This is a genomic window from Caballeronia sp. TF1N1, from assembly GCF_022878925.1.
GTDB lineage: Bacteria > Pseudomonadota > Gammaproteobacteria > Burkholderiales > Burkholderiaceae > Caballeronia.
In genome coordinates, this window is sequence record NZ_CP084629.1 from 783,196 (window position 1) to 795,944 (window position 12,749).

Annotated in this window: 14 protein-coding genes; 3 read left to right on the top strand and 11 right to left on the bottom strand. The window is 60.8% G+C overall.

Features of this window, described 5'->3' with window-relative positions; translation table 11 throughout:
* Window positions 1-62 precede the first annotated feature (62 nt).
* The 3 genes from LDZ28_RS29655 to LDZ28_RS29665 form a co-directional block, all read right to left on the bottom strand.
* Window positions 63-965 carry a LysR family transcriptional regulator gene (locus LDZ28_RS29655; protein ID WP_244831321.1) on the bottom strand — a complete coding sequence of 301 codons (903 nt, stop codon included), beginning with the start codon at window positions 963-965 and terminating at the stop codon, window positions 63-65.
* Window positions 966-1,057: 92 nt separating this feature from the next.
* The gene (locus LDZ28_RS29660) at window positions 1,058-1,360 is read right to left on the bottom strand and encodes a hypothetical protein (RefSeq protein ID WP_244831322.1); all 303 of its coding nucleotides are present in this window, start codon (window positions 1,358-1,360) and stop codon (window positions 1,058-1,060) included.
* An 82-nt stretch (window positions 1,361-1,442) separates the two neighbouring features.
* Window positions 1,443-2,324 (bottom strand): LysR substrate-binding domain-containing protein, encoded by an 882-nt coding sequence (locus LDZ28_RS29665; protein WP_244831323.1) that lies wholly within the window; start codon window positions 2,322-2,324, stop codon window positions 1,443-1,445.
* Between the two features lie 88 nt (window positions 2,325-2,412).
* Here LDZ28_RS29665 and LDZ28_RS29670 point away from each other — a divergent pair, with 88 nt between their 5' ends.
* On the top strand, window positions 2,413-3,183 hold the full coding sequence (locus LDZ28_RS29670) for a sulfite exporter TauE/SafE family protein (RefSeq protein ID WP_244831324.1): 771 nt from the start codon (window positions 2,413-2,415) through the stop codon (window positions 3,181-3,183).
* A 151-nt stretch (window positions 3,184-3,334) separates the two neighbouring features.
* Here the strand turns inward: LDZ28_RS29670 and LDZ28_RS29675 are convergent, their stop codons facing one another.
* Window positions 3,335-3,838 (bottom strand): hypothetical protein, encoded by a 504-nt coding sequence (locus tag LDZ28_RS29675; RefSeq protein ID WP_244831325.1) that lies wholly within the window; start codon window positions 3,836-3,838, stop codon window positions 3,335-3,337.
* A gap of 180 nt (window positions 3,839-4,018) precedes the next feature.
* On the bottom strand, window positions 4,019-4,222 hold the full coding sequence (locus LDZ28_RS29680) for a cold-shock protein (protein ID WP_008347993.1): 204 nt from the start codon (window positions 4,220-4,222) through the stop codon (window positions 4,019-4,021).
* A 242-nt stretch (window positions 4,223-4,464) separates the two neighbouring features.
* Between LDZ28_RS29680 and LDZ28_RS29685 the strand changes: the two genes are divergently transcribed.
* Window positions 4,465-5,250, top strand: coding sequence for an aldolase (locus LDZ28_RS29685; RefSeq protein ID WP_244831326.1), 786 nt, complete (start codon window positions 4,465-4,467; stop codon window positions 5,248-5,250).
* 9 nt (window positions 5,251-5,259) lie between these two features.
* Here the strand turns inward: LDZ28_RS29685 and LDZ28_RS29690 are convergent, their stop codons facing one another.
* The 5 genes from LDZ28_RS29690 to LDZ28_RS29710 all read right to left on the bottom strand — a co-directional run bounded on the left by LDZ28_RS29690 (window position 5,260) and on the right by LDZ28_RS29710 (window position 10,900).
* Window positions 5,260-6,525 carry an ABC transporter permease gene (locus LDZ28_RS29690; protein ID WP_244831327.1) on the bottom strand — a complete coding sequence of 422 codons (1,266 nt, stop codon included), beginning with the start codon at window positions 6,523-6,525 and terminating at the stop codon, window positions 5,260-5,262.
* 69 nt (window positions 6,526-6,594) lie between these two features.
* On the bottom strand, window positions 6,595-8,112 hold the full coding sequence (locus tag LDZ28_RS29695; protein WP_244831328.1) for a sugar ABC transporter ATP-binding protein: 1,518 nt from the start codon (window positions 8,110-8,112) through the stop codon (window positions 6,595-6,597).
* A gap of 9 nt (window positions 8,113-8,121) precedes the next feature.
* Window positions 8,122-9,096: a substrate-binding domain-containing protein gene (locus tag LDZ28_RS29700; protein ID WP_244831329.1), complete on the bottom strand. Its 975-nt coding sequence runs from the start codon at window positions 9,094-9,096 to the stop codon at window positions 8,122-8,124.
* 53 nt (window positions 9,097-9,149) lie between these two features.
* Window positions 9,150-10,220, bottom strand: a complete 1,071-nt coding sequence (locus LDZ28_RS29705) for a LacI family DNA-binding transcriptional regulator (RefSeq protein ID WP_244831330.1) — start codon at window positions 10,218-10,220, stop codon at window positions 9,150-9,152.
* 95 nt (window positions 10,221-10,315) lie between these two features.
* Window positions 10,316-10,900: a DUF1349 domain-containing protein gene (locus tag LDZ28_RS29710; protein ID WP_244831331.1), complete on the bottom strand. Its 585-nt coding sequence runs from the start codon at window positions 10,898-10,900 to the stop codon at window positions 10,316-10,318.
* A gap of 171 nt (window positions 10,901-11,071) precedes the next feature.
* Here LDZ28_RS29710 and LDZ28_RS29715 point away from each other — a divergent pair, with 171 nt between their 5' ends.
* Complete coding sequence (locus tag LDZ28_RS29715; RefSeq protein WP_244831332.1) at window positions 11,072-12,469, top strand: HdeD family acid-resistance protein; 1,398 nt, start codon at window positions 11,072-11,074, stop codon at window positions 12,467-12,469.
* A 3-nt stretch (window positions 12,470-12,472) separates the two neighbouring features.
* Here the strand turns inward: LDZ28_RS29715 and LDZ28_RS29720 are convergent, their stop codons facing one another.
* Complete coding sequence (locus tag LDZ28_RS29720) at window positions 12,473-12,736, bottom strand: hypothetical protein (RefSeq protein WP_244831333.1); 264 nt, start codon at window positions 12,734-12,736, stop codon at window positions 12,473-12,475.
* Between the last annotated feature and the right edge of the window lie 13 nt (window positions 12,737-12,749).

A 12,749-nucleotide genomic window follows, 5' to 3' on the forward strand; every position in this document is an offset into this window, starting at 1 on the left:
TGATAGGAACGTACGCTGTCCTCCGTCCAACACGGATTGCGCATGCTTCTATGCGTTTTAGCTTATAGCGCGCTGTCAGCGTGAGCTTCGTTCGGCAGGCAAGCGAGAAACGCTTGCAGATGCGGCGAGCTGTCATCTTCACGAAAGCTCGCTGTCAACGATGTGATCTGACTCGCGCCCGGTCCCGTGAGATGCTTGCAGACGACATCGGCGCGCCCATGCCGCGCCACCGATTCACCGACATACGTTACGCCAAGGCCCGCGGCCACGAGTGCAATCGCGGTCTGTATCTCGTAGGCTTCATGTCCGACAATGGGCGTGATGCCGGCGTCGCGATAGAGCGTGGCGATGAAGCGCGGAAACTGCGCAGCCGGATGCTTCGGATAGACAATGAGCGGCGATGTCGCGAGGTCATCCACGCGCACGCTGTCACGTGCGGCAAGCGCATGATCGACGGGCAGAACCGCCATCACGCGCTCATGCAGCAGGATGCGTCTCGTGCAGCCAGGACGTTCGGGTGCTTGTCTGCCAATGCCGATATGAATGCGTGCATCGCGCAGTGCATCGGCTTGCTCCTCGGTGAGCATCTCGAAGAGCTTGAGTTCGACCTTCGGATAAGCCGCATGGAAGGCCTTCAACGCGGGCGGTAAGACGCTGTACATCGCCGAACGCGTAAAGCCGACGGAGAGCCAGCCATGCGTGCCAGCATCGATCGCCCGCACGCCTTGCGTCGCTTGTTCGCAATGGTCGAGAATCTGGCGCGCTTCGGTATAAAAATAACTGCCCGCTTCGGTAAGCCGCAAGGGACGGCTTCCACGATCGACGAGCTGACTGCCAAGGCGTTCCTCTAGCGCGCGAATCTGCTGGCTTAACGCAGGCTGCGCGATATGCAAACGCTCGGCCGCGCGGCTGAAGTTCAGTTCTTCAGCTAGCACGATAAAGCATTGCAGTCCCCGTAGATTCATTGCAAAAAGGCTCCCCAGGCTCCCACTTCCGATTGATCGCATCGCTCATGATAAAGGGGAGCCGCATTGAGAGCCCGGGAAATGTGCCTCAATCATCTGGATGGCGGCGTGCCACCCGTACCCGGCAGAACATGTGGTCCGCCGGTGACAGGGGTGGGCGTATTAGCGGTATTCGCCGCGTTTGCGGCATTCGCGGAATTCGCTTGCCCGTTCGAGTATCCCGGCGACGACTTCGGCTGCTTCGGTTGAAGCGACTGATTGATAACGCCGATCTGCCCGAGCTTCTGCGCCGCGCGATTGTCGGCCTGCGCGGCTGTGGTGAGGGCAAGGCTTGCCGTGCCGACGACGAACGCCATTGCAATGCGCCACGGCATACCGTTGCGATGATTTCTCATGATGACCTCCTTCAAGCGGCTGTCTGCAAGAATCAGACAACCTACTGCAAGCATGCGCAAGGATTGCGCCTAGGTTAATGCATTACGTATGCAACATCAGTTGCTGCGCGAGAAGTGACGCGTGCGGCGTGAGCGCATCGAAGGCGCGTGCGCACAGATGCAGGCGCCGCGTTGCCCACGGTTCGGAAAGCGGCACGACGGCAAGACCCGGCCTTCGAACGAGCTCTGCGGATGCTTGCGACAGAATCGCCAAGCCAATGCCCGCTTCCACTAGCATCGCCACGTTGTCGATACTGCGCATATGAATGCGGTATTCAAGCTGGCGTCCGAGCCGCGACGCGCGTTCGGCGAGATGCATTTCGAGCGCGGCGTCGGCAAGACCGACATATGCATCGCCGACAATCTCCGCAAAGGCCACTGCGTGCTGATTCGCCATGCGATGCGCACGATTCATCATCACCACAAGCTGATCTTCCGCCACGAGATGCGTCTGCAGATTGCCGAGGTCCGTGAAGTCCGCGACGATGCCCAGATCCGCACGTCCTTCCGCTATGGCTTGCACGATGTCGGCGCTAGGCCGTTCATCGAGATCGATGGAAAGATCGGGATAAGCCGCAAGGAAGCGCGCAAGCCGCGGCGGCAGAAACGCCGCGAGCGCAGCGGTATTCGACAGCAACCTGATGCGTCCTTTGAGACCTGTTGCATAAGTGCGCAACTCGCCGCGCATCTGCTCGACTTGAGCAAGGATCATCCGTGCATGGCGCGCGAAGGCATCGCCTGCGGCAGTGGTCTGCACGCCGCGTCGATTGCGTTCGAAGAGTGACGCGCCGAGCGCGGACTCCATGCCCGCGATGCGCTCACTCGCCGATGCCAGCGCGAGATGCATGGCCTGCGCGCCCGCCGTAATGCTGCCACGCTCGATCACGGTCAGAAAAAGCCGCATGTCGGTCAGGTCGAAGCGCATGTTTGTCTCCGGTCGCTTCGGTTGAGCCGAAGTCTCTCATTGGAAAAGCCAGATTGTATGCGCGCTCACGCAACGCTAGCATCGGGCGATGGAACCTCTTCTCATCGTCATTGGCGCGGGCTTTCTGGCGGGAGCGATGAACGCGCTTGCCGGTGGCGGCTCGTTCGTCAGTCTGCCCGCCCTGATCGCCGCGGGCTTGCCACCGGTTCAGGCGAATGCGTCGTCCACGGTCGCGCTGTTTCCAGGCGGCCTGGTGAGCGCGTGGGCGTATCGTGATGGCCTCGCGCCAGTCGGCTCGGTCGCGATCCGCGAGATGCTCGTCGTGACGCTTATCGGCGGCTTGGCGGGCGCGGCGCTCTTGCTCTGTACCTCTTCCAAAACCTTTTCGTTTGTCCTGCCGTGGCTCTTGTTGTGCGCGAGCCTTGCGCTGGCATTCGGCCGCAAATTCGGTGAGGTATTGCGACGGCGGTTTCGTATCGGCGCGGGTGCGGTGTTGTCGATTCAATTCGTGCTTGGCGTCTATGGCGGCTACTTTGGCGGCGGAGTGGGGATCATGATGATGGCTGCGTGGGGCCTTTTCGACTCGCGCGACCTCAAAAGCCTCAACGCGCCACGCACTTTGCTCGTGAGCGCGGCGAATTCGGTCGCGGTGCTGACCTTCGCGGCGGCACAAGCGGTGCGTTGGCCGGAAACGATCGCGATGCTCGTCGCTGCCATTGCAGGTGGATACGGCGGCGCGCAAGTGGGACGCCGCGCGCCGCCCGCTGTGATTCGCGCCGGTACGATGCTGGTGAGCGCTGGCATCACGATCGCATTCTTTATACGAACGTACGGCCCGATGTTGGCGCATCGGTCCTGATGCGTCCGTTTACTCGATGGGAGAGCCGCCATGATCGATGCCTTGCTCGAAACCCTGGGTGCGCTTTCGGTGTTGGCCAGCGTGGCGGCAAAAATCGCGTGGGCGGGTGATGCGCGCGTGCACGCTTTGCGATCAGCGCCGTCAAAGCCGCTCAATGCCCGCCGGTTTGAAGCGGCGGCAGGCCGAGCGGTTTCTTCGCGGCTTCATAAGCACGCACGAAGCGCGGATCGTCGCCGAGTTCGCGCGCCATCCACTTCGACAAATCCGTGCCGCAGGCGGGGTTTGCCATGTCGGTGAAGCAGGCACCGTTCGCGGGCATCATGCTTGCGGCCCAATAGAAGCTGAAGAGCGTCTGTTTCTCGGCCGGTTCCATGCCGATGGCATTGGGATCGGCGCCCGACAGCCAACGGTCGAGCTTCGCTTCGAGTGTGGCTTCCGTGTCCTGCTTGTCGTAAGAAAACACATATCCGCCGCCTGCCTGCGCGGTATGGAAGTCGTTCATGACGATTGCATTGACGAAGCGCGCGGCGCGAGCGTTTGGCACATAGCCTTCGGCGTAGGCGCTTGCGGTCAAAAACCACAGCAGCGCGAGCAATGCATTTGTTGTGTACCGCGTCGATACGCGGCCGATTTGTCGATTGCTTCGCGAGTTCACGCAAGTAACGAGGATGGATTTTTGGGCAGGTGAGGCGAACTTCCAAGGCTCGCGTCGGCTGGCGCTGATTCTACTGAGTTATTAAGAAAACTGACGGCGACGCGCCTAAGATTTTGTGGCGTTTCCAATGAAAAACGGCCCCGAAGGGCCGTTCCTGCGCTAAGGCGAGATCAGCAGCTATTACAGCGGCTGGATCGTCGAAGCTTGCTTGCCCTTAGGGCCTTGCTTGACTTCGAAGCTCACCTTCTGGTTCTCCTGGAGCGACTTGAAACCCTTTGACTGGATTTCGGAGAAATGTGCAAACAGGTCTTCGCCGCCGTCATCCGGCGTGATGAAACCAAAACCCTTTGCATCGTTGAACCACTTAACAGTACCTGTTGCCATTTGTCCAAACCCTATTGAGACAAGTTACGTTGAAAATGCGCCCTTAATTTCGAGCGGCATAGATTTTTACCACGCCAAAGAGTTTTTTTCCAATACGCGTTTTTGCTAAGGTTATGGTCATACGCGCGTCATAACGGGCGATTTTTCCTGATTGCCCTTCGCATACGGACCAATTTGCCGATGTTGCTTAAGGAAATGCCGTTTTTATAGGCAGAAAACGTTCAGACAGAAGACCACATGCAATGGCTCATACGCTTGTCACCGGTACAGCCGCTTTAGCGCTTGCGCATCGGCTCGATACACCCGCTATCGCCGAGGCTCGCTGCGAACTCGCGGCGTGTTTCCGCTTAGCCGCGCTGCACGGGCTGGAGGAGGGCGTATGCAATCATTTTTCCGCGACAGTGCCAGGGCACGACGACCTTTTTCTGGTTAATCCCTACGGCTATGCCTTTAACGAAATCACGGCGTCGCATCTGCTGATCTGCGACTTCGACGGCAATGTGATCGACGGTGAAGGCCAGCCCGAGGCAACTGCATTCTTTATTCATGCAAGACTGCATCGGCTGATGCCGCGCGTGAAGGCCGCATTCCACACACACATGCCGAGCGCGACCGCGCTCTGCCTGCTCGAAGGGCCGCCGCTCCTGTGGCTTGGGCAGACGGCGCTGAAGTTCTACGGCCGCACGGCCGTGGATGAGCACTACAACGGCCTCGCACTCGATGCAACGGAGGGCGACCGTATCGCGGCGGCAATGGGCAACGCGGACATCCTCTTCCTCAAGAATCATGGCGTGATGGTGGCGGGCGCGAGCATCGCCGAGGCCTGGGACGATCTCTACTACCTCGAGCGCGCGGCCGAAGTGCAGCTCCGTGCGATGAACACGCAGCGCCCGCTCAAGCCCGTGCCGCATGAGGTAGCGCAGGCCGCCTACGAGCAAATGCGCGCGGGCGATGCGCAGAGCGCGCGGGCGCATCTGGCGAGCGGCATGCGGCAGTTGCGGGCGCGGGGTATTGCGTTCGACATCTGAGCGCAGTATTCAAGACCGGCGCACGAGGCGCTTAAGCCAGCCGCGCCGCCGCCCGACGTCGGTCTGTTGTAAAAATACCGCTATCACGATAATCAAGCCCTTCAGCACAAGCTGCGTGTTGCTGTCGATGCTATTGAGCAGAAGGATATTGCTCAAAAAGCCGAAGATCAGCACGCCCGCCACGGTGCCCGAGACGCGTCCTACGCCGCCGGAAAGACTCGTCCCGCCTATCACCACGGCGGCGATTGCATCCAGTTCCCAGCCCATTCCGGCATCGGCCTTGCCCTGTCGATACTGCGCTGCATACAAAACGCCAACGAGCGCCGAGAGCATGCCCGAGATGGCATACGCCGCCATCTTGTGGCGTCCCACGTTCAGGCCGGAGACGACGGCGCACTTCTCGTTGCCGCCGATTGCATACAAATACTTGCCGAAGATCGTGCGATTCATCACGAAGCCGACGACCAGCGCGATCGCCAAAAAAAACAGCGCGGGCACGGGAACGATGTCGAAGAGCAGCGCGCGCAGCGCTTCGATATCGGTGGTGGCATTGCTGCCGCTGTAAATCGAATACACGGCGGTGTCTTGCCCGGCGATAAGTCGCGCCGCGCCTAGCACACCGACCATCGCGGCGAGCGTGACGATGAACGGCTGCATGCGGCCACGCGTGATGATCCAGCCATTGAGCGCGCCGAGCGTGAAGCCCGCGAGCGGCACGATCCAGAGCACGGCTATAAGCGGCATGCGATGCCCGCCATGTAACGCAATATAGGCGCATGCAAAAGCCGCCACGACGAGCGCTATGCCGAGGTCCATCGTGAGCGGTGCCTGCGTGGCGGGCGCGCCGCGAGCACGCCTGAAGCCGCGGACGACGTTCATCGCGGCGAGCGCGATCGCAAAGACCGCGATTGCATTCAAAATTATGGATGCCGACACCGCGCGATTCCAGGCGTCCGTGGTGAGCAGCATGGCCGTGAGCACGCTGCCGAGACCCATGATCGCGCCCACCGAGAGATCGATTCCCGCCGTGATGATGACGAGCGTCATGCCGATGGAAATCACGCCTACGTTCGCCACCTGGCGAAACACGTCGGAGATGTTCGCGCTGGACAAAAAGATATTGCTGCCATCGGCCGCGTGAGGCGACGTGAACGCACCGACCACGAGCAACACAATCAAACCGAGGTAATACTTGAGGTAAGTCAGCAATGCGCTCAGGCGCCGCTGGCGCGCGGTGGTCACCGGCTCGGCGATTTGGTCCCGGGCGTGCAGCATGGTGTCCTTCTCCGTTTTGCATGTTGCGTTTTGCATTCGGCATCCCAGCATTTGGCATTCAAAATGCCGTCAGGGCGACGCCATCCTGACGAGTGCATCGACTGAAAATTGCTCGCGCGGCAAAATTCCGCGAGCGCGTCCTTCGCACATGACGAGAATGCGGTCGCTAAGCAGCATGAGTTCGTCGATCTCCGAACTCGCCACGATCACCGTGACGCCTTCGCGCGCGGCGGCGAGAATCTGGCGATAGATCTCGGCTTTCGCTGCTACATCGACGCCACGCGTCGGTTCATCGAGCAAAAGAAGACGCGGCTTCGTCATCAGCCATTTACCGATGATGAGCTTCTGCTGATTGCCGCCCGACAAGGTGCTCGCATCCTGCGCGAGACTGCGATGCTTGACGTTCGAAGCGTGCGCCTGCGCATCGGCCCATGCATGTAGCTTGCCGCGTCGATAAAACGGAAAGCCCGGTGCGCGCGAAAGCGAGGGCAACAGCAGGTTCGCCTCGAGCGACTGATCGAGCACGAGGCCGTCTTTCTTGCGGTCTTCGGTGACGAAGGCCAGCCCCGCCGCGGCCGCGCGATCGGGTGAATCGAATGCATGAGCATGACCGGCTGCGCGTATCTCTCCATCGCGACGATACGGCGACACACCGAAGATCGCTTCCAGTATCTCGGTCTTGCCCGCGCCGAGCAGCCCCGAGATGCCGAACACCTCGCCTTCCTGCACCGCGAACGACACGCCCGCCACGAGCGCGCGAGCCGCATTCCAGAGCGTCAGGTTGCACACATGGAGGGCGCACGCCCGCTCACGCGGCGCTTCGGCTTCGCTGCGCTCGGGTGGCGCGAAGTCCCTGCCGATCATCATCGAGACCAGCGCCGCCGACGATTCGACCTGTGGCATCTGCAAGGTCGCGATGCGCCGGCCATCGCGCAATACGGTCACTCGATCCGCCACCGCGAACACTTCGCCAAGCCGATGGCTGATCAGCACGATACCCATGCCGCGCTCGCGCAGATCGCGTGTGAGGGTGAGCAGCGCCTGCGTCTCGGTATCGGATAGCGCGGACGTGGGCTCGTCCATGATGAGCACGCGAGCATCGGCAAGCAAAGCCTTCGCAATCTCGACGAGTTGCTTCTCGCCTACGCGCAGCGTGCCCACGAGCGCACTCGGCGGCACACGAAAGCCAAGTTGCGCGAGGACCTTAGTTGCCGCCGCATGCATCGCGCGCCGATCCGGAAAGCCGAAACGTGTACGCAGTTCCTTGCCAAGAAAGATGTTGTCGACCGCCGACAAGGTGTCGACCAGATTCAATTCCTGATGAATGATGGCGACGCCCGCGAGCGCCGCATCGTTCACGCTGGCAAGACGCGTTGCTTCGCCGCGCACGCGGATGCTGCCCGCGTCCGGCGTGTAGAGGCCGCCCAGGATCTTCATCAAGCTCGACTTGCCCGCGCCATTTTCGCCGACGAGCGCGTGTATCTCGCCCGCCGCGACATCGAAGTCGACGCCCGACAGCGCGGCGCTGCCGTTAAAGGATATCGACAGGCCTTCGGCTTCGATGAGCGGCGTGGCTACGGTGGCCATCGATCGAACTCAGTGAGTGGCGATATATTGCTTCGCGTTGTCCTTGAAGATGCCTTGCGTCGGCAACGTAAGCTTCTTTTCCACCTTCTCGCCTTTCAGCACCTTGAGCGATTGGCGGATGCCTTCCGCGCCTGGCGTCGGATACATGAAGGTGCCCGCGAGCAGGCCTTGTTCGACCCATGTCGCGCCTTCTTGCGGCAAGCCGTCGATACCCACGAACTTGATGTTCTTCTCGCGTCCCGCATCCTTCGCGGCGAGATATGCGCCGTAGGCCATCGGGTCGTTATGCGCATAGACCACGTCGATCTTCGGCTGCACGCGCAACACGGTCTTCATGTAGTCGTAGGCCTTGTCCTGCTTCCAGTCGCAATCCACGCGTTCGCCCACGCGCTTGATGCCTTTCTCCGGCGCGATGGCCTTATCCGCGCCATCGTGACGATCGTGCGCGGGCTGCGCACCGAAGCCGCCCCATATCTCGACGAGATTGCCTTGCGCCTTGCCAGGCCCGCCCATCACCTTGACAATGAAGTTGCCCGCTTCCTGACCGATCTGTACGTTGTCGCCACCGATGAACTCCGTGTATTGATCGCCGTTCACTTCGCGGTCCAGCACGAACACGGGAATGCCCGCCTTGAAGGCTTTTTCGACGACGCCCGTCAGCCCCGCGGACTCCTTGGGCGAAATGAAGATCGCGTCCATCTTCTGCGCGATGAAGTTCTCCATGTCGGCGTTTTGCTTATCGGTACGGTCTCCCGCGTCGGCAATGATGAGTTCGACTTCCGGATGCTTTGCCGCTTCGGCTCGCATGTCCTTGTTGAACTGCACGCGCCACGGCTCGACGGTCGTGACCTGAGAAAAGCCGAAACGGTACTTCTTCTGCTCCGCGAATGCGGTTTGCGTGAAGAGTGCGGAGAACGTTCCCACTGCGCCGGCAAGCGGTATAGCGAGAAGACTTGCGGTAACGATGCGTCGTTTGCTGTCCATTTTGTCTCTCTCCTTCGTCTTATGGTTGCGGGCCCTGCATGGCGAATAAACCGTTATAGCGTGGCGGATTTGCGCGTTCGCTTTCGAGCAGCTTGATCGATGGCTTTCATCGGAGGCGCCGTGCTTTCACGCACGAGCAGATCGGCCTTCATGCGCAGATGCACATGCTCGCCGGTTTCACCTTGCAACTGCTTGTGGAGCAACTGCCAGATCGCACGCCCCACGGCTTCTACCGGCTGATGTATCGAACTGATACGCGGATGAAGCACCGACATCCACGGGGCGTCGTCGAAAGAGAGCAAGGAAACCTCTCCAGGCAGGCGCAATTCGGCATCGCGTATGGCACGCAGTGCGCCAAGCGTGGCCACGTTCGCACCGGTAAAAAGCGCGGTGGGGCGCTCGCTTGCAGACAAAAGCCCGAGCGTTGCCGCGTGGCTTTCCGTATCCGTCATGCCGCATACCACCACGCGCGCATGTCGCGTAAGACCGGCGCGTTTCATGGCGTCGAGATAGCCGTCCGCGCGTTCGCGACTATTCACGAGATCGAGCGCATTGACGATGAATGTAATGCGCCGATGCCCGAGCGCGATGAGATGTTCCGTGCCATCGCTCGCGGCGCGGCGGCTGTCCGTCGTCACCGTGTTCGCCGGAAAGCTGTTGTCCACGCGGTCCGCCATCACGAGCGGCACGTCGCATTCGCGCAATTCGTCGATGGCATGTGCATAGCCATGACACGGAATGATGATCATGCCCGCCACCTGACGCGACAACACGAAACGTATGCGTTCGGCCTCGCGCTCGGGGTCTTCCTGCGCATGCGCGAGCAGCAGCCGATAACCGCTTGCCAGCGCATGATCCTCCACCACGCATAGCAGTTCGATAAAGAACGAGTTCGTGAGATCCGGCACGACGAAGCCGATGGACGTCGAACGATTGCTGCGCAATTCCGCCGCAAGACTGTTGCGCCGATAACCCAGCGCTCGCGCCGCTTCCCATACTTGCTGCCGTCGCAGTTCGCTTACGCCTTCGGCGCCTGCCAGCACTTTCGACGCCGTGCCAAGCGAGACGCCCGCCGCGCTGGCGACGTCCTTCAAGGTGCTGGCAGTCTTTTTACGTGAGTCCACGAGTGCTTTTGCCGTCTTTTTTTGAAACGTTTCAGAATTCTAGAAAGCGTTCGCAAACTGGGCAAGTGAGTACTTGTACGGAGCACGCTACCGCGCTACAGAGAGGTATCGTGCAGGTCCTTCACGATAGGCGGCCCGATCTTGAAGTCGGAGAAGCGCACGGTGAGGCCGCCGCGCTCGGGCGTGCAACACATGGGTCCGACAAGCCAGTGCGGCGACGCGGTAGTCGACGCGAAGGGCGCGATACGCATGAGGGTCCAATGACGCTCGTCCGCGCTGCACTGCATCTTGAGCACGCCATCGGCGACGGTCATGCGCAGCCTGAAGCGGTTGCCGCTGGCGGGCGAACCAAGCGACCAGTCGGAGAAATCATTGGTCAGCACGGTGCTGAAGGTCAGCGCGCCGTCGTTGTACTCCGCGCCTGCCTTGACCCAGCGCTCGGCGCTCTCGCGCACCATCAGGCCCGCTTGGTCGTAGAGCGCGGAGAAATCGCCATCGACGGTGACTTCGGCGCTGAAGTCACCGTTCGCGCTCGCGGCGAAAACATGGCCGTTGTCGCGGATGAAACCGTAGTGCGTCTTGCGCCAGAAGTCCGTGCTGGCGTCCGTGGTGACGAACAGCGTACCGTCTTCAATGCGCCATTGCGCGGGCTCGTTGATCCACTGACATTGGTCGAACATGGCAGCCTCGCTACGTGGAAAGGGCGTTGGCAGTATGGCACATCGTGCATGCCGAATCGAATGGTCGTACTTAACGAAGCGGACAGAGCGATTTCATTTAAGGTCCGCACTGCACTAACATGAATGCGCGAGGCTTCTCTGCGCTCATGCAACGACACGAAAGGCAAATCCATGGTCAAGTTAATGATGATCCTGCTGGGCGTGGACTATTTGCGCGGACGCTGGCGCAGTCTGATGGTGACAGGATGGCTGCTGCTTGTCGTTGGCTTGGGCATATTCATCGATGCACTCGACGGTTCGCTCGGCTTTCCGATTCCACTCGTTGGCTGGTTGTTGTTGATCGAAGGCGCGCTGACGCTTGCGGTTGCATGGGCCGGCGTCGGCGGGCAACGCAGGTTGCGCTATTCGAAGGGTATCGTGTTCGTCCTTGCGGCCGTGCTGGTGCTTCAGGGGCCGCGTCATCACGCCAACTTCATTCTTTCGTTGTTCATTGGCGCGGCCTTTCTCTCGGATGGCCTCTTGCAAGCCGCATCCGCTGTTGTCGTGCGATATCGACGTTGGCGCGTAGCGTTTGGTTTTGCGATCTTCGAAATATTGCTGGCGGTCTTCGTCATTCAACCGTACCCGACGCATTACAAGAGCACCGTAGTGTGTTGCGTTGGTGTGCTCTTCATGTTCGCAGGTTGGAATCTCGTGATGATCGCGTCGCGCGTGCGCAAGCTGAACAGCAATCCGGCAGTCTGGGGCGATGCAAGCGCCGAGACCGCGAGCGCAGCGAGTGATACGAAAGACGGTACGCCAGTCGTCTTGCCGGCAAGCGAATGGGACGGGCCGCCCGCGGACAACGAGCCCGCATTGACCGTGCATGTGTGGACGCCCGTGGGTACATCGAAGGGCGAGGTGCAACGGCATCTGATCGTCGACCGGTACATTGCGGCGGTGGATCGCAATGGCGTGATATCGACGGGACATGCCGCGCTCGAATCGCCTGAGGGCGTATATGTAAGCCTTTATCCGGCAGTCGAGATAGACCGCTCGCCCGATGACTTTGCGCGCCTCTTGCGTGCCACGAGCGATAACGACGTGCCAGGCGTGTTTCAGCCGAGCTACCCGATCGAGTCGAAGACATGGTGTCCTTCGACCACGCGAGTGCGCATTCGCAATTACGATCCAACGCGGCTAGCGCGCTTCTGGAGCACGTATCGCGAGGACACGACGTACAACCTCACGCATCGCAATTGTTCGAGCAGCGTCTCGCGCGCACTGGAGGCGGCGCTCGAAGGGGCGGCTGGGCGGCTCTATGGCGCGCGGGCGGGCTGGGGCGCGCTGTTTCGTATGCTGGTGACGCCTGAACTATGGGTGGCCGCGCAGATCCGAAAGCGTGCAGTGACGATGGCCTGGACGCCTGGCCTCACGCTCGACTATGCGCGTGCGCTTAGCATGGTTGCCGATCCACGTCCGTATGGCTGGCTCAAGGTGGCGCGCATGGCGCTAGCGAAGATGCGGCAATCGCGGCGTCAATGGCGGCATGAAGGCTCTTCGTCGATGGACCCGCCTGCAAACGCCTGAGATTCAAGCGCCCTCGTCGAGATCGTCTGCGGCCTTGCGTTCGCGTCGCGCTTCGTTGGCGCGGCGTGCACGCAGTCGCTGCTTCGACAGCTGCGTAATGACCTCGCCCGTGCTCGCGCCGGCCGGAATCTCGTTGCGAATGACCTTGGGCACCATGGGCAGACCCAGGCGCTGGCGGCGCAGGGCACGCGCGATGAACGTGCGACAGGTCTGTCCATGGCAGTCCCACTCATCGCGAATTCGCTCGCAGTAAGGACATTTTTCCATGCAAACAGTTTAC

Bases quoted from the DNA above. Each gene is read 5' to 3' on its own strand.
- LDZ28_RS29695 (WP_244831328.1), bottom strand. From the start codon at position 8,112: ATGGCCACCGTAGCCACGCCGCTCATCGAAGCCGAAGGCCTGTCGATA.
- LDZ28_RS29655 (WP_244831321.1), bottom strand. From the start codon at position 965: ATGAATCTACGGGGACTGCAATGCTTTATCGTGCTAGCTGAAGAACTG.
- LDZ28_RS29680 (WP_008347993.1), bottom strand. From the start codon at position 4,222: ATGGCAACAGGTACTGTTAAGTGGTTCAACGATGCAAAGGGTTTTGGT.
- LDZ28_RS29660 (WP_244831322.1), bottom strand. From the start codon at position 1,360: ATGAGAAATCATCGCAACGGTATGCCGTGGCGCATTGCAATGGCGTTC.
- LDZ28_RS29700 (WP_244831329.1), bottom strand. From the start codon at position 9,096: ATGGACAGCAAACGACGCATCGTTACCGCAAGTCTTCTCGCTATACCG.
- LDZ28_RS29720 (WP_244831333.1), bottom strand. From the start codon at position 12,736: ATGGAAAAATGTCCTTACTGCGAGCGAATTCGCGATGAGTGGGACTGC.
- LDZ28_RS29670 (WP_244831324.1), top strand. From the start codon at position 2,413: ATGGAACCTCTTCTCATCGTCATTGGCGCGGGCTTTCTGGCGGGAGCG.
- LDZ28_RS29665 (WP_244831323.1), bottom strand. From the start codon at position 2,324: ATGCGCTTCGACCTGACCGACATGCGGCTTTTTCTGACCGTGATCGAG.
- LDZ28_RS29685 (WP_244831326.1), top strand. From the start codon at position 4,465: ATGGCTCATACGCTTGTCACCGGTACAGCCGCTTTAGCGCTTGCGCAT.
- LDZ28_RS29715 (WP_244831332.1), top strand. From the start codon at position 11,072: ATGGTCAAGTTAATGATGATCCTGCTGGGCGTGGACTATTTGCGCGGA.
- LDZ28_RS29710 (WP_244831331.1), bottom strand. From the start codon at position 10,900: ATGTTCGACCAATGTCAGTGGATCAACGAGCCCGCGCAATGGCGCATT.
- LDZ28_RS29690 (WP_244831327.1), bottom strand. From the start codon at position 6,525: ATGCTGCACGCCCGGGACCAAATCGCCGAGCCGGTGACCACCGCGCGC.